At 58.0% G+C, this 14,324-nt stretch carries 17 protein-coding genes; all 17 read right to left on the bottom strand.

All coding sequences use genetic code 11. The features are described from left to right. Position 1: 1 nt before the first annotated feature. The 17 genes from MHM37_RS15595 to MHM37_RS15515 all read right to left on the bottom strand — a co-directional run bounded on the left by MHM37_RS15595 (position 2) and on the right by MHM37_RS15515 (position 14,101). Complete coding sequence (locus tag MHM37_RS15595; protein WP_231125590.1) at positions 2-475, bottom strand: prepilin-type N-terminal cleavage/methylation domain-containing protein; 474 nt, start codon at positions 473-475, stop codon at positions 2-4. Positions 476-496: 21 nt separating this feature from the next. Continuing rightward, positions 497-904: a type IV pilus modification protein PilV gene (pilV, locus tag MHM37_RS15590; protein ID WP_153843093.1), complete on the bottom strand. Its 408-nt coding sequence runs from the start codon at positions 902-904 to the stop codon at positions 497-499. Continuing rightward, a complete protein-coding gene (locus tag MHM37_RS15585) occupies positions 904-1,305 on the bottom strand; it encodes a type IV pilin protein (RefSeq protein WP_289073317.1) in 402 nt (133 codons plus the stop codon). Before MHM37_RS15585 ends, pilV begins: the two co-directional genes overlap by 1 nt. Before the next feature lie 136 nt (positions 1,306-1,441). After that, on the bottom strand, positions 1,442-2,422 hold the full coding sequence (ispH, locus tag MHM37_RS15580) for a 4-hydroxy-3-methylbut-2-enyl diphosphate reductase (RefSeq protein WP_239297270.1): 981 nt from the start codon (positions 2,420-2,422) through the stop codon (positions 1,442-1,444). Between the two features lie 36 nt (positions 2,423-2,458). Continuing rightward, positions 2,459-2,902 (bottom strand): FKBP-type peptidyl-prolyl cis-trans isomerase, encoded by a 444-nt coding sequence (gene fkpB, locus MHM37_RS15575; protein ID WP_139525727.1) that lies wholly within the window; start codon positions 2,900-2,902, stop codon positions 2,459-2,461. A gap of 19 nt (positions 2,903-2,921) precedes the next feature. Continuing rightward, complete coding sequence (lspA, locus tag MHM37_RS15570; protein WP_139525728.1) at positions 2,922-3,470, bottom strand: signal peptidase II; 549 nt, start codon at positions 3,468-3,470, stop codon at positions 2,922-2,924. After that, a complete protein-coding gene (ileS, locus tag MHM37_RS15565) occupies positions 3,463-6,294 on the bottom strand; it encodes an isoleucine--tRNA ligase (protein WP_239297272.1) in 2,832 nt (943 codons plus the stop codon). The genes lspA and ileS overlap by 8 nt, the downstream gene beginning before the upstream one ends. Before the next feature lie 7 nt (positions 6,295-6,301). Then, positions 6,302-7,339, bottom strand: coding sequence for a bifunctional riboflavin kinase/FAD synthetase (gene ribF / locus MHM37_RS15560; protein WP_219861816.1), 1,038 nt, complete (start codon positions 7,337-7,339; stop codon positions 6,302-6,304). Positions 7,340-7,471: 132 nt separating this feature from the next. Then, the gene (murJ, locus tag MHM37_RS15555) at positions 7,472-9,049 is read right to left on the bottom strand and encodes a murein biosynthesis integral membrane protein MurJ (RefSeq protein WP_239297275.1); all 1,578 of its coding nucleotides are present in this window, start codon (positions 9,047-9,049) and stop codon (positions 7,472-7,474) included. Between the two features lie 116 nt (positions 9,050-9,165). After that, the gene (rpsT, locus tag MHM37_RS15550; RefSeq protein WP_083024671.1) at positions 9,166-9,432 is read right to left on the bottom strand and encodes a 30S ribosomal protein S20; all 267 of its coding nucleotides are present in this window, start codon (positions 9,430-9,432) and stop codon (positions 9,166-9,168) included. A gap of 253 nt (positions 9,433-9,685) precedes the next feature. Beyond that, positions 9,686-10,441, bottom strand: coding sequence for an amino acid ABC transporter ATP-binding protein (locus tag MHM37_RS15545; protein WP_219861820.1), 756 nt, complete (start codon positions 10,439-10,441; stop codon positions 9,686-9,688). After that, a complete protein-coding gene (locus MHM37_RS15540; RefSeq protein ID WP_139526218.1) occupies positions 10,438-11,106 on the bottom strand; it encodes an amino acid ABC transporter permease in 669 nt (222 codons plus the stop codon). Before MHM37_RS15540 ends, MHM37_RS15545 begins: the two co-directional genes overlap by 4 nt. A 69-nt stretch (positions 11,107-11,175) precedes the next feature. Continuing rightward, on the bottom strand, positions 11,176-11,940 hold the full coding sequence (locus MHM37_RS15535; protein ID WP_239297277.1) for an amino acid ABC transporter substrate-binding protein: 765 nt from the start codon (positions 11,938-11,940) through the stop codon (positions 11,176-11,178). Positions 11,941-12,089: 149 nt separating this feature from the next. Further along, the gene (locus tag MHM37_RS15530; RefSeq protein WP_239297279.1) at positions 12,090-12,803 is read right to left on the bottom strand and encodes a mobilization protein; all 714 of its coding nucleotides are present in this window, start codon (positions 12,801-12,803) and stop codon (positions 12,090-12,092) included. A 128-nt stretch (positions 12,804-12,931) separates the two neighbouring features. Beyond that, positions 12,932-13,531 carry a hypothetical protein gene (locus tag MHM37_RS15525; RefSeq protein WP_239297281.1) on the bottom strand — a complete coding sequence of 200 codons (600 nt, stop codon included), beginning with the start codon at positions 13,529-13,531 and terminating at the stop codon, positions 12,932-12,934. Between the two features lie 101 nt (positions 13,532-13,632). Next, positions 13,633-13,830 carry a hypothetical protein gene (locus MHM37_RS15520; RefSeq protein ID WP_239297283.1) on the bottom strand — a complete coding sequence of 66 codons (198 nt, stop codon included), beginning with the start codon at positions 13,828-13,830 and terminating at the stop codon, positions 13,633-13,635. 7 nt (positions 13,831-13,837) lie between these two features. Continuing rightward, a complete protein-coding gene (locus MHM37_RS15515; protein WP_239297285.1) occupies positions 13,838-14,101 on the bottom strand; it encodes a hypothetical protein in 264 nt (87 codons plus the stop codon). Between the last annotated feature and the right edge of the window lie 223 nt (positions 14,102-14,324).

Genomic DNA, 14,324 nt, shown 5'->3' with positions numbered 1-14,324 from the left:
GTTATTCCCCTTGGGGTGCTAGTAGACTGGCACGGTGCGTTACATGAAAACGCAATTCGCTGCCGCCGGGGCCTAATGGCAATGACACGAGGCTATCGGCGCCGTCAGCCGTTTGGCTTCCCAACGGTACATCGCGTTCGCACGTACTCGTCGAGGGGGTGGCAAAATTGACCATGGGTTGAGCGCGCGACATGTCTTGCAACGTACAGCGGCACTCTTTGGCGACGCTCTGGCAACGTAAATGATAAAACGCCTGCCCCGACGCATCATAAGGCCCCTGCCGTCGCAGGGTTTGTGTCATCGTCGTCACTGCAAAAATCAGTGCTTCCTGCTGGCGACTCAGCATATCGACATGGCGATGGGTTTTCAGCGTGCCTAGAAATAGCTGCCCTGCCCCTAATACGATGACTAGCCCTATCGCCATCGCTACCATGACTTCCGTTAGGGTAAAACCGCGCTGCCTTTCCTTTAGCACAGAGACTCCTTGACCCTTACTTCAAAGCGGTAATAAGAACCGATACTCCATTCTGCCCCCGTTCTCATCCTGGGGCGTATCGAGTTGCACCGTGACATCGAACTGGCAGCCCGACCGGGCAATCCCACTTTGGCCCGGATTCACGCTATGTCGTAGAGGAGCCCCCTTCGCCAGAAACCAGGCGTCACGCCACGCGTTTTCAATCGAGGCGACCGGTACGTCTTGGCACGCTTCTATATGAGAGATGGCGGCCCACACACGCTCTTGCGCGTCCAATGCAGCCACGGAGGCCAGCGACCGTTGATAACCACTGTGAGCGCTTTGCATCGATTTCAGCTGCATTGCAGCCACACTGAGCACTCCCACTGACAAAATGACGAGCGCGACCAGCGCTTCCACCATAGAGAGTCCTCGCTGGCGCGTCTGCATTACCAACAGACTACCGGCGTGCGCTCGCCGCGCGCATTGAGTTGAATATCGCCATGACAGCCATCGGCCTGAGGGGTGGTCGCAGTGAGAAGAAAACCGCCGTCTCTCTCCCCCCCTGCCGCGACAGAAAGGGTGTAGTTGCCATCAGGCGACGTCGTGGTGATGGCACAGCCGGTGTAGTTGTATTGACGAGAGTAGCAGCGCTCCATTTCAGAAGCGGCTTGCAGCAGCCCCGCATGCGCATCAGTGCGAAGCGAGCGTTCTACATAGCGTGTGTAACTGGGATAGGCGATACCTGCGACGATGCCAATGATGGCCACGGCAATCAGCATTTCGATGAGGGTAAAACCTTGCTGGTGAGTCTCCTGCTCGCCAGCAAGGGAAAATGAAGGGCTAGGCACCGAGTCAGCTCCTGTATCGGTTAAACCATACTTCGAGTATGTCGGAAACCGATACGCTTTGCATCACTCGCTGACGTCTATTCACTCACGCAAGTTCACCGATGAGCGCTTCAGCACACTCATCTTGTAAAGCGCGTTACTCGCTGACGATCACTCGTTCACGCAGCTCTCTTGGCATCGAGAACGTAATCGTCTCTTCACGCCCCTGCAGTTCGACAGGGGCTTCCGCGCCCAGTGTCTGCAACTTATCAATGACGCCTTTGACGAGCACTTCAGGGGCGCTCGCCCCGGCAGTGACGCCAATACGCTTGACGCCATCGAGCCAAGTCGCATCAATTTGCTCAGCGTTATCGATCAAATAGGCAGGAGTGCCCATTCGCTCGGAAAGCTCACGCAGCCGGTTGGAATTCGAACTGTTGGGGCTGCCGACCACCAAGACTAGGTCGCTATCCGCCGCCAACTCACGCACCGCGTCCTGACGGTTTTGGGTGGCGTAGCAGATATCGTCCTTACGCGGCCCCTGGATGTCGGGAAATTTTTCCCGTAGCGCGTCAATCACCTTGGCGGTGTCGTCCATGGAGAGTGTGGTTTGCGTCACGAACGCCAGTGCCGAGGGGTCGTTCACGACTAAGCTGGCCACATCCTGCTCGTCTTCGACCAAGTAAATCTTGCCGCCATGGGAGGTGTCGTAGCGCCCCATGGTGCCTTCGACTTCCGGGTGGCCTTCATGGCCAATCAAAATGCACTCCTGGCCGCGCTTGGCGTAGCGCAGCACTTCCATATGCACTTTGGTGACCAGCGGGCAGGTGGCATCGAACACCTTTAGGCCACGCTGCTCTGCGTCTTGCTGCACCGCGCGGGAAACGCCGTGGGCGGAGAAGATGACGATCACATCGTCGGGCACTTCGTGAAGCTCTTCCACGAAGACCGCGCCGCGTTCACGTAAGGTTTCCACCACGAAGCGGTTGTGCACCACCTCATGACGCACGTAAATCGGCGGACCGAAGACATCCAGCGCACGGTTGACGATATCGATCGCGCGGTCGACGCCCGCACAAAACCCGCGCGGGTTGGCTAGCTTGATCTGTACGGGCTGAGATGACTCTGATGACTGCATAAAAGCGCCTTGATGCAACCTGCATCGCTCAGGAAATTAGTGTTTGGTGATCGGCGTGACGTCGAGCACTTCGACATCGAATGTCAATGTACGCCCCGCCAGCGGATGGTTGAAGTCGACCTCGACGCGGTCACCATCAATGGCTTTGACCACGCCAGGCAATTCCGTTCCCGCTTTGTCGGCAAACGACATCACCATGCCGATCTCAGGCGATTCGTCACCAAAGTCTTCCCGCTTCAGCGTTTGAATGTTCTGCGGATTGTGTTGGCCAAACGCATGCTCTGGCGTGATATCGAACGAGCCGTTCTGGCCTGCGGCCATGCCTTTGATGGGATGCTCGAAGCCGGGCGGCAGATTGCCATCGCCAAATTGGAACGTCGCTGGCGCTTTCTCTTTGGTGGAATCGACGACCGTGCCATCTTCCAGCTTCAGGGTAAAATGCAGGGTGATTTCCATCCCATCGTCAATTAGGTAGTCCATGGTGCCTCACTCATTGATGTTAAGAAGAGGATGACTGCGCGGCTTTCTTACGCCGACGCTCACCCATGACCGACTCCCAAATCAAGCCCACGGCCCCTAGGGTAATGCCGATATCCGCCACGTTAAAGGCAGGGTAGTACCAGCCCGCCGCATGGAAGGAGAGAAAATCCACCACATAGCCGTGGATCAAGCGGTCGTACAAATTGCCCAACGCGCCTCCGATGATCAGCGGCAGCGCGATGGCCAACAGCGTCTCATCGGCGCGCACCCGAGATAGCCACACGGTGAGACCGATACTGGCACCGATGGCAATCGCCGCAAAGAACCAGCGCTGCCAGCCGGGATGCTCGGCTAAAAAGCTAAACGCCGCCCCCGTATTATGCAGCAACGTGAGGTTGAAAAATGGCAGCACCTCGACCGGCTGAGCATAGTTCAGGAAATGGCTAGCGGCGTACTTGGTGGCCAAGTCCACTACGATGATCGCGACGGCGAGCCACAACCAGCGCAGCGGCCGCCGCATGGGCGGCCGCTGGGAGTGTAGATCGTTCGCTGAAGAGGCGTTAGGCATAATGACGAATCTCACCGCTACCGTCGGGTAAATTACTCACGCAGCGGCCGCACAGGTCAGGATGCTCGGCAATGCTGCCTACGTCCGCCCGATGATGCCAGCAGCGCTCACACTTGGCGTGCTCACTGGCACTCACCGCGACCTTCAGACCAGCAAGCTCGGTGCTTTCGGCATGGGCGGCCTTTGCGAGCGGCGCTAAATGCACTTCACTAGTGAGCATCACGAAGCGCAACTCGTCGCCAAGCTTGGTTAACGTTGCGTGCAGCTCCTCATTGACGAACAGCGTCACGTCGGCCGCCAGGCTGCCCTTGATCACTTTGGCATTACGCGCGTCTTCCAGGCACTTGTTCACCGAGTGCTTCACTTCCAGCACCTGCTCCCAGAACGCCCGGCCCATTTCGGCACCCTCGTCCAGCGTGGAGAGGCCAGTGTAGTAGGTCTCCAGCAGCACGCTATCGCCACGCTCGCCGGGGATATGCTCGAAAATCTCTTCGGCGGTAAAGGACAGAATCGGCGCCACCCAGCGACTCAGCGCTTCCACCACGTGATAGAGCGCGGTTTGCGCGCTGCGGCGGGCCAGCGAGTCGGTTTGGGTGGTGTACTGGCGATCCTTGATCACGTCCAGGTAGAAGCCGCCTAGCTCCCGGGCGCAAAAGCCGTGCACCTGCTGATACACATCCAGGAAGCGGTACTCCTCATAGGCGGTTTCGATGCGGCCTTGAAGCTGTGCGGCACGGTCCACCACCCACTGGTCCAGCGCCAGCATATCGCCAAACGCGACTTGATCCCGCGTGGGATCGAACCCGTTCAAGTTGGACAGCAGGAAGCGGGCAGTGTTACGGATACGGCGATAGACATCGGCGGTGCGCTTGAGGATTTCATCCGAAACGGCCATTTCACCGGAGTAGTCGGTCGACGCTACCCATAGGCGCAAGATATCGGCCCCCAGCTTATCCATCACGCTTTGCGGCGCGACCACGTTACCAATGGATTTGGACATCTTGCGGCCCTGGGCATCCACCGTGAAGCCGTGGGTCAGCAGCTGGCGATACGGGGCATGACCATCGATCGCTGCACCGGTGAGCAGCGACGAGTGGAACCAACCGCGGTGCTGGTCGCTACCTTCCAGGTATAAATCTGCCCGCGGGCCGCTTTCATGACCGTGGGGGTGCGAGCCGCGCAGCACATGACGGTGGGTAGTGCCCGAGTCGAACCATACGTCCAGCGTGTCGGTGACTTTCTCGTAATCCGACGCCTCTGCGCCGAGCAGCTCGGCGGGGTCGAGCTTGAACCATGCCTCGATGCCCTGCTGTTCCACGCGTTTGGCGGCTTCTTCCATCAGCGACACGGTGTTCGGGTGTAGCTCACCGGTTTGCTTATGCAGGAAGAACGGAATCGGCACGCCCCAGTTACGCTGGCGAGAGATACACCAATCTGGGCGGTTGGCGATCATGCTGTGCAGGCGCGCCTGACCCCAGGCCGGGGTAAACTCGGTGGCCTCGATACCGGCCAGCGCGCGCTCGCGCAGAGTCTTGCCATCTTTGCCTTTGATATCCATGCCAACGAACCACTGGGCCGTGGCGCGGTAGATCACCGGCGTTTTGTGGCGCCAGCAATGCATGTAGCTGTGGGTGATCGGCGTATGGGCCATCAGCGCGTTCACGTCACGCAGCTTCTCGATGATGTTCGGGTTGGCTTTCCAGATCATCTGGCCGCCGAAGAACGGGAGGTCATCGGCGTAAACGCCGTTGCCCTGTACCGGATTCAGCATGTCATCAAAGCTCATGCCATGCTCACGGCAGGTGACGAAGTCATCCATACCGTAAGAAGGGGCAGAGTGAACGATACCGGTACTGCCGACTTCAGACTCGACGTAATCCGCCAGATAGACCGGCGATAGACGGTCGTAGAACGGGTGGCGGAAGTTGATCAGGTCCAGGTGTTTGCCCTGAGTCGTCGCGACCACCTCGCCTTTTAAACCAAAGCGCTCTAGGCAGCTCTCGACCAGCTCCTCGGCCAGCAGCAGCAGGCGCTCACCGGTGTCGACCAGCGCGTAGGTGAAGTCGGGGTGAACGTTCAGCGCCTGGTTGGCGGGAATGGTCCAAGGCGTAGTGGTCCAGATGACCACCGCCGCAGGCTTGGCCAGCTCGCTCAGACCGAACGCCGCCGCCAGCTTGTCGGCGTCTTCCACGGGGAAGGCCACGTCGATGGCCTCGGACTTCTTGTCAGCGTACTCGACCTCCGCCTCGGCCAGCGCCGAGCCGCAGTCGAAACACCAGTTCACCGGTTTCAAACCTTTGAAAACGTAGCCCGCGTCGACCATGTCGGCCAGCGCTCGGATTTCACCCGCTTCATTGGCGTAATCCATGGAGCGATAAGGGTGGTTCCAGTCGCCAATGATGCCCAGGCGCACGAAATCCACCAGCTGGGTTTCGATTTGGGCACCGGCGTACTCCCGGCAAAGCTCGCGGGCTTTATCGGCAGCCAGGTGCTTGCCATGGGTGGTTTCCACCTTGTGCTCGATGGGCAGGCCGTGGCAGTCCCAGCCGGGCACGTAGGGCGCATCGAAGCCCGCCAGGTTTTTGGACTTGACGATGATGTCCTTGAGAATCTTATTAACGGCGTGACCGATATGGATACTGCCATTGGCGTAGGGAGGGCCATCGTGCAGTACGAACAGCGGCGCACCCGCACGGGCGTCGCGCAGGCGCTGGTACAGGTTCATGTCCTGCCACTGGGAAACGCGCCCTGGCTCCTGCTTCGGCAGCATGCCGCGCATGGGAAAGTCGGTTTCTGGCAAGTTTAGCGTATGCTTATAATCCATAGTCCGGTCAGCCGTCGTTTGTATCGGCGGCGTCATCCGCCGAAGTGAAATCAGAAGAAGCGGTCTCACGCCCAAGCGGGGCCGAGGCCAGCGGAAGAGAGAGTGCAATGCCAGTCTCCACGGCCGCAAAGTAACGGCGCGCCCTGGCTTGGTCATGGTGAATCTGTGTTTTCAGTGCCTCGAAATCGTCAAACTTCACTTCCCCCCGTAGCCGTGCGCAGGGGTAAACCGTCAGCCGCTGGCCGTACAAATCGCCCGTAAACGCCAACAGGTGCACTTCCAGCGTGGGGCGTTTGGCTCCCACCGTGGGCCGAAAGCCGACGTTCGCCACGGCGGGATAGCGCTCACCGCTGGCAAGCTCGGCCACGACCGCAAACACGCCACGCAGCGTCAGCGGCTGGGGCAGCAGCGGTAGGTTCGCGGTTGGCACGCCAATGGTGCGCCCCAGTTGCTGGTCGCGCACCACGCGGCCATGCAGCGAGTAGGGCCGGCCCAACAAACGGGCAGCTACGTCGAAGTTGCCGCTGGCCAGCAGGGTGCGCACACGGGTGCTCGACACGCGCTCGTCATCGACCTTGAAGGTGCGGGTGTGCTCGACGCCAAAACCGTGGGTACGCCCGACCGCTTCCAACAGGCTGAAGTCCCCCTTTCGGTCGCAGCCAAATCGAAAGTCGTCCCCCACCACCAAGTGCTTGACACCCAACCCCTCGATGAGCACTTGATCGATGAATTCACGGCCGGTCAGGCTACGCAGCGCATCGTTGAACGGCAGACAGAGCACCTGCTCGGCACCGTGGTCGCGTAGCAGACGCACCTTTTCGCGTAGCCGTGTCAGGCGAGGCGGCGCTTGATCACCGGCAAAAAACTCGCGGGGCTGAGGCTCGAACACCACCACGGTCAGCGGAACGCCCAGGCGCGCAGCGTGCTCACGGCACTGCTGCAGGATCGCCTGATGCCCCCGGTGCACCCCATCGAAATTACCAATGGTCGCCACGCAGCCACGATGGGACGCTGTCAGATTGTGCAGACCTCGAATGACGTGCATGGCACCCCTGTTTTAAAAGCGTTAGTTTTTAAAAACGTTAGGTTTTAAAAGCGCTGGCCGTGATCAAAGCATTTGATTATAACGAACACGCAGGCCAGGTGCAGGAGTAGATCATCCCCCCCAACGCCTAACTTAACCGTTCATTCTAAAGTGGCGCAGCCGCAGGCCAAGCGCCGTTAACCAGATGAAGTAGAGCCCGCCGCCCAACACGATCAAGGCCGCCACCCACCCCACGCGCTGCCATAGACCGAAGTCGAGCCATGCCTGCCAGTCAGGCGAGACGACCAGGAGCGCGAGACTCATGAGTACGCTGCCACCGATCAACTGTACGCCAAACCGCCCCCAGCCCGGCTGGAACACCAACACCTGCTGGCGATAGAGCAAGTACCCCAGCAGCCCTGCATTCAAAAACGCCGAGAGCGCCGTCGCCAGCGCCAAACCCGCGTGGGCCAGCGGCCAAATCAGCACCAGGTTGAAGACCATGTTCGCAACCATGGCGATAATGCCTACTTTGACTGGCGTTTTGGTGTCTTGGCGAGCAAAGAAACCCGGCGCGAGCACCTTGATCAGCATAAAGGCCACTAAACCGAAGGCGTAGGCACGCAGGCTCATGGCCGCCATCTGAATATCGTTATCGGTCATCGCCCCGTAGTGAAACAGGGTAATCAAAAACGGCTCGGCCAGTACCGCCAGCGCCAATGCCGCCGGCACGCCCAGCAGCAGCACCACGCGAAGCCCCCAGTCCAGCATGGCGGAAAAGTGCTCGGTGGACTGCTCCGCGTGCCGCTTGGAAAGCGCAGGCAAGATAATGGTGCCAATCGCCACCCCAAACACGCCAAGCGGTAGCTCTACCAACCGATCCGAGTAGTAGAGCCACGAAACGCTCCCCGCCGCCAACAGCGATGCCAGCACCGTATCCAACAGCAAATTGATCTGCGACACCGATACGCCAAACAGCGCCGGGGCCATCAGTTTTAAAATACGCTTGACGCCGTCATGGGCAAAGTTGGGCCACGGCGTGGGCAAAAGTCCTAAACGCAGCAAAAACGGCACCTGAAACGCAAGCTGAGCCGCCCCTGCAATCAGCACGCCCCACGCCAGCGCCATGGCGGGCTCTTCCATCAGGGGCATCAAAAACAGCGCCGCACCGATCAACGACAAGTTCAGCAGTACTGGGGTAAATGCGGGCACTGCAAAGCGGTTCCAAGTGTTCAGCACGCTGCCTGAGAACGCGGTGAGCGAAATGAGCAGCAAATACGGAAACGTCAGCCGCAGCATATCGGCGGTCATCGCGAGTTTGTCAGGGTCGCGACCAAAGCCAGGGGCAAACAGCCACACCAGCCAGGGCGCGCCCAGCATCGCCAGCGCCGTGATCAGCGCTAGCAGTGCCGTCAGGCTGCCCGCCACCGCGTTCAAAAGCTCACGGATCTCCTGCTTGGTGCGCTGAGAAGAGTACTCCGAGAGCACCGGTACGAAGGCTTGATTGAATGCGCCCTCAGCAAAGAGACGGCGTAGGAAATTGGGAATCTTGAACGCCACGAAGAACGCATCGGAGCCATTGCCCGCCCCGAGGAACGTCGCTACGACCACATCGCGTACCAACCCCATCACCCGGGAGAGCATGGTCATGGCGCTGACCACCAATCCAGAACGCATCAGTCCTCGGCGGGGTGGCGGCATATTGGCATGCGGTGATGTATTGGCGCTCATCAAGTACTTTCCTACAGGCGACTAGAGGCTAAATAGAGACTCGTACATCGCCTGCGAGGCGACGTTCAGGCACAAAAAAACCGGCCGCAGCCGGTTTTTTTATGGCGCCTGCCGGCTTACGCCGCCAGAGCCTTAATGCGCTTGTTCAAGCGGCTTTTCAGACGTGCAGCTTTCTTCTTGGAAAGAACGTCTTTGTCAGCAATACGGTCAACGACCGGCTGCATTGCCTTGAACTCTTCCATCGCTTTGCCATGGTCGCCGGTGTTGATCGCTTTGATCACACGCTTGATGTAGGTGCGGACCATGCTGCGCTGGCTGGCTTTCAGGACGCGACGAGTCTCGGCCTGGCGGGCGCGCTTGCGTGCTTGCTTGCTGTTCGCCACAGGTATCTCCTTGGAGAATAAGGGCTGCCTATCAACGGCAACGAATTTACTATGTGTTTGTCGGCTGGCAGTTGCCAAATCACGACATTTCCGTAACAACCAATTGATTTAGCAGGGTTTTCAACACTGCTAAATATAGTGTAACGAGCAGTCTTATAGCTGCCCGCTCACGGGTCTTGTCTGAGAGGATGGCGTAGTCTATCACGCGCAAAGCGGGCTTACTAGCCGGTGTCAATGCTTTTCGATGGTGCACTTACGGCAGTGCCTGGCCCGTGGGTGCCAAAATCTTGCGCAAAAAGCGCCGCGTGCGCTCGTCTTGGGGATTGGTGAAAAGCTGCTCTGGGGGGGCCTGCTCGACGATTTGACCTTCGTCCATAAATACCACGCGGTCGGCGACGTCTCTGGCAAATTGCATCTCGTGGGTGACCACGATCATGGTTTGCTTCTCGGCCGCCAGTTGCTTCATGAGAGCCAGCACTTCCTCCACCCACTGGGGGTCGAGCGACGAGGTCGGCTCATCGAACAAAATGACGTCGGCATTCGCCGCCATGGCACGGCCAATGCCCACCCGCTGCTGCTGGCCGCCGGAGAGCGATGCAGGGTAAGCATCCGCTTTATCCGCCAAACCGATGCGCGCCAGAATCTCCCTGGCGCGAGCGTGGGCCTGCGCCTTGGGTAGCTTGTCCACCACGATCATGCCTTCGCTAATGTTTTCCAGCGCGGTTTTATTGGCGAACAGGCCGTAATTCTGAAACACGAAGGCGGTGCGACGGCGCAGTGCCAAAATATCCGCCCGACTCGCCTTTCGCGCATCGACGCGCAGATCACCGACGGTAATATGCCCTGCCTCTGGGCGCTCTAAAAAATTGATACAGCGCAGCAGGGTCGACTTACCGGTGCCCGATGGGCCGATGATCACGATGATCTCACCCTGCTCGAGGTGTAAATCGACATGACTGAAGACCGGCTGCTGGCCAAACTGCTTGCTGACAGATTCAAGCGTGATCATCGCTGGTACGCCTTATTCAGATACGTTTCCAAGCGGCGCTGGCCCCAAGAGAGTGCTTCCACTACGACCCAGTAGATGATCGCCACCAACAGGAAAGCTTCCAGATACAAAAAGCTGCCCGAGGCCTCTTTCTGGGTGGCGCCCATCAGCTCCGTCACGCCCAGCGTAAAGGCCAGCGAGGTTGCCTTGATCATATCGATGAAGTAGTTCATCAACGTGGGCGTGGCCACGCGGGTGGCTTGGGGCAGAATGATGCGCCGCATCAGCTGCGGCTGGGTCATGCCTATCGAGAGCGCCGCTTCGGTTTGGCTACGGTCGATACCCACGATGGCCGCACGGATGGATTCCGCCATATACGCCGAAAAGTGCAGCGTCAGGCCCAATACCGCTGCGGTCACGCCATTAATGGAAATCAGCGCATCGATGAGCTGGGGCAGACCGTAGTAGAACAGAAATAGTTGCACCAACAGGGGCGTGCCGCGAAAAAACGAAATGAACAGCAGCGCGGCGCCGTTCAATACGGGAATCTTCAACACCCGCACGACCGCCAACAAGCAGGCAATGACTAACGCAAATACCATGGCGATGCTCGCCATCTGCAGCGTCAGCGGTAAATAACTCAGCAGGACCGGCAACAGGCCCCACATATACTCCACATTTAGCATCGTCGTATCGCTTATCAACAAAACGGCCGTGGTCATGCCACGGCCGCCATCATCAGAGGTTCGCCGAGCTTATGGCGTCGTGATGTCAGTATCGAACCATTTCTGGGAGATTTCACCCAGCGTGCCGTTTTCACGCAGTTCAGACAGCGCAGCGTCGACGCGGTCGCGCTGCGCCCGCCCCTCCTCGTCGTCACGGAACGGCAGCGCGTTTTCGATGGTGGTGAACGGTTGACCTGCCAAGGCGAGCGGCAAACCGCGCTCACTAATGACCTGGCTGGCACTCACTCGATCCATCACGAAGGCATCGACACGGCCCAGCGCGACATCCTGCTCCACATTGGATTCGTAGGTGCGGATATCGATCTCGTCGGCGTTCGGCTGCTCACGCAACAGCTGCTCGTAGTTAGAGCCTAGGTTCACCGCCACGCTTTTGCCGGACAAATCGTCGACGCCTTCGATGGTGTCGTTACCGGCACGTACGACCACTTGGGCACCGTCGTATACATAAGGCGCGGTAAAGGCATACTTGGCTTTGCGCTCATCGGTGATAGTGATTTGGTTGGCAATGGTATCGATACGGCCCGATTCCAGCATACCCGCCAAGCCCGAGAAGCTCGCGGTCACGAATTCGATCTCGTCGCCGGTGATCTCCCCTACTGCATTCATCACATCGACTTCGAAACCCTTCAGCTCATCTTGCTCGACATAGGTGAACGGGAAGTAGCCACCCGACATACCGACACGCAGCGTGTCAGCCTGGGCAGCTATGGATGCCCATCCCGCAATGCCCAAGGAGAGCGCCATCACAGTCTTTTTCAAACGGCTTACGTTCATAATACGGTTTTCCTCATCGGGCCTTAGGCCCCTCGTAGAGATAGGGGCACTGGCGTCGGGGTGCCCGTCACCAGCGCAATGTCGACAAGATACCAGCAAAAAAGAAATAATAAACCGCCTGCTTATGATTTTTTGGAACTAGCCATCTCTCAAGTTGACTGCATCGACTCGCCGCCCAGGCCGACGACCTGCTCTAACTGCTCATAGGCATGCCGTAGCCACACCTTCATGCGCTGGCGCTCGGCAATGTTCATCAGGCGGCGGTCGTTGGCCACCGCCCAGAAGCTACTATTATTGAAATCGATTTTTTGGGTGAGCTTGGCATGCAGCCTTGGAAGCTCGATGAGCGCCACCCCCTGGTCAAGAGCTTGCGTATAGGTATCTGACTGCAGAAAGCGCCCGAAATGTTCGCCGCGGCCTTTGTTCTGCACCACCACGATGTTGACGGGTTGCGATGCGTAGCGCGTCAACACCTGAGACAGCAGCGTCACCGAATCGGCGCCATCGTCCATCACGTGCCACCACACGACTTGCATACCCAACTCATCGAGCAGGCCGAACACATCGGTTTCTTCGATCCAGCGATTGATGGGCTGGGCCGATTGCGCGGCCAAGTCGATGATCAAATCGCGATCCGGGTGCTCCTCGACCGCCGAGAGCATGCCGTCCAGGCTGTCGTCGTCGCCTACCACCACCGGCGAAGCGTACTCTTGATAAAAGCGTGAAAACGTGCCGTGGGAGGCGTCGCAATCAAAGCCCAAAAACGGCCGTTCGTGATCGATGTAGTACTGCGCCAACACCCGCGCCGTCATCGACTTGCCCACCCCGCCCTTCTCACCGCCAATAAAGTGAACCTTACCCATCCGTGTCTCTCCGCCGTCGGGCCCGATGCCCTGTTGGGAATTTAGCAGGAAAGTGATGGGCAGGGGGAAATCATCGTAATGAAAAGACCTTTGCCCTATAGCAGGGAAGTGAGGCAAACATATAAGCGTTATACTCTCGCCTGCCCTTGAATCACCGCATGAAAACCTGCGGAAGTAATCGGCTGCTGTTCGGCATCCACCACCGTGCCCCCTAAGCGCGCCAGCTTTTTAGATAGCGATACCAATTTCGCCAGCTGAAGTTTGCTAGGTGTCAGTGTACGGCTGTTTTTAACAATTTTAATGCTCACCCCCTTAATTGGCGGGTGGCTCGCTTGTGATTCGGTTAAGGGGGGAAGCTGACCAGCGCCTACAGCGTTTTCGATGACGATCGGCGTACGCGAGGAATCCCCTGTCATGGCAAAGGTCTTGCTGCGCTGTTCGTATACCGCGCCTGCGGATGATAGCGTCACGCCTAGGCGGTCATTCAACGCGGGGGAGGGGGCTTCAAACAGCACCTGAACTTCCCAAGCGGCGCTCTGTTGATTGAGTAACACCGGTGCTGACTGGGGAGGCAGCGAATCATTGGAAACGACAGCCGCACCCTGGGCAACAGGCACGCCCCCCGCCCTTCCACGTACCAGAAATAGATATAGTGCTACACACCCACAAGTAACACTTAGCCAAATCGCGCCAATCGCCAGCACCAATAAAAGGGTTTGCGTGTCCATTGCCCATATCTCATGTTGTTAGCCAAGCAAAGCTTTATTTTTATGCATGAAACATTAGCCTAGGACAGAAAATTTGCAAGCTAACTATCTGTTACGTTGTGTCACTCTTTGTTGAGCATTTGAATCGTATGTTCGCGCTGCTGATTAACCGCTTTTCCCAAAATAGTCAGTAACTGGTCGTAATCTTCTGGCTGGGTTTGGTCTAATCCGTGCTGCTCTACTTTTTCAATCAGCAACCGCGTTTCTCGAATAAGAGCATCTAGCTTCAATATGACGGTTTCGTGGTCTTGGGAGGTCATCAATTGGTCAGCCGCTCTGCTGTAACTGTTGCACACGCTGATAGAGCTGCTGGGCATTTTCAATCGCCGTGGCTTCAAAGGCATCTAGACGCAGCAACACGTCTTGGCGCGGGTCTTGCACGACCGCCTCTAACTCTTTGTGGTAGCGCGTCAGCAAATGTTCAAGATTCATGCGAATCATGGTCAGCTCGAGCTGGAATTCTGCCTGCAGCTTGGTGTAATGCTCGATGTGTGCTGGGACCTGACTGGTATTGACGACAGCACAGATCATTTTCTCAACTTGCTTTTCAACAGCAGATAGTTTGGGGACAAGCTCTGTCACCACGTATACAGCGGAAATGGTAGCGGCATTTGGCTTCACGGCATTCCGATGCCTGTCAAGCTTGTTGGAACCTGGAATCAGGCGGCTTCTAATCGCTGATCGCGTTGAACCAGCGGGTCTTCCCGGTCCGGGTTCAGCCAGACCGTCCGGCGCGGTGTCCAGTTCCGAGTGG

This window comes from Halomonas sp. MMH1-48 (assembly GCF_022348105.1).
Taxonomy (GTDB): Bacteria; Pseudomonadota; Gammaproteobacteria; order Pseudomonadales; family Halomonadaceae; genus Vreelandella; species Vreelandella piezotolerans.
This window is presented reverse-complemented; position numbering and strand designations above follow the sequence as displayed.

Excerpts from the sequence above, each read along its gene's own strand:
- pilV (WP_153843093.1), bottom strand. The coding sequence starts at position 904 with ATGCAGACGCGCCAGCGAGGACTCTCTATGGTGGAAGCGCTGGTCGCG.
- ispH (WP_239297270.1), bottom strand. The coding sequence starts at position 2,422 with ATGCAGTCATCAGAGTCATCTCAGCCCGTACAGATCAAGCTAGCCAAC.
- fkpB (WP_139525727.1), bottom strand. The coding sequence starts at position 2,902 with ATGGACTACCTAATTGACGATGGGATGGAAATCACCCTGCATTTTACC.
- lspA (WP_139525728.1), bottom strand. The coding sequence starts at position 3,470 with ATGCCTAACGCCTCTTCAGCGAACGATCTACACTCCCAGCGGCCGCCC.
- ileS (WP_239297272.1), bottom strand. The coding sequence starts at position 6,294 with ATGGATTATAAGCATACGCTAAACTTGCCAGAAACCGACTTTCCCATG.
- ribF (WP_219861816.1), bottom strand. The coding sequence starts at position 7,339 with ATGCACGTCATTCGAGGTCTGCACAATCTGACAGCGTCCCATCGTGGC.
- murJ (WP_239297275.1), bottom strand. The coding sequence starts at position 9,049 with ATGAGCGCCAATACATCACCGCATGCCAATATGCCGCCACCCCGCCGA.
- MHM37_RS15545 (WP_219861820.1), bottom strand. The coding sequence starts at position 10,441 with ATGATCACGCTTGAATCTGTCAGCAAGCAGTTTGGCCAGCAGCCGGTC.
- MHM37_RS15540 (WP_139526218.1), bottom strand. The coding sequence starts at position 11,106 with ATGCTAAATGTGGAGTATATGTGGGGCCTGTTGCCGGTCCTGCTGAGT.
- MHM37_RS15535 (WP_239297277.1), bottom strand. The coding sequence starts at position 11,940 with ATGAACGTAAGCCGTTTGAAAAAGACTGTGATGGCGCTCTCCTTGGGC.
- MHM37_RS15530 (WP_239297279.1), bottom strand. The coding sequence starts at position 12,803 with ATGGGTAAGGTTCACTTTATTGGCGGTGAGAAGGGCGGGGTGGGCAAG.
- MHM37_RS15525 (WP_239297281.1), bottom strand. The coding sequence starts at position 13,531 with ATGGACACGCAAACCCTTTTATTGGTGCTGGCGATTGGCGCGATTTGG.
- MHM37_RS15520 (WP_239297283.1), bottom strand. The coding sequence starts at position 13,830 with ATGACCTCCCAAGACCACGAAACCGTCATATTGAAGCTAGATGCTCTT.
- MHM37_RS15515 (WP_239297285.1), bottom strand. The coding sequence starts at position 14,101 with ATGATCTGTGCTGTCGTCAATACCAGTCAGGTCCCAGCACACATCGAG.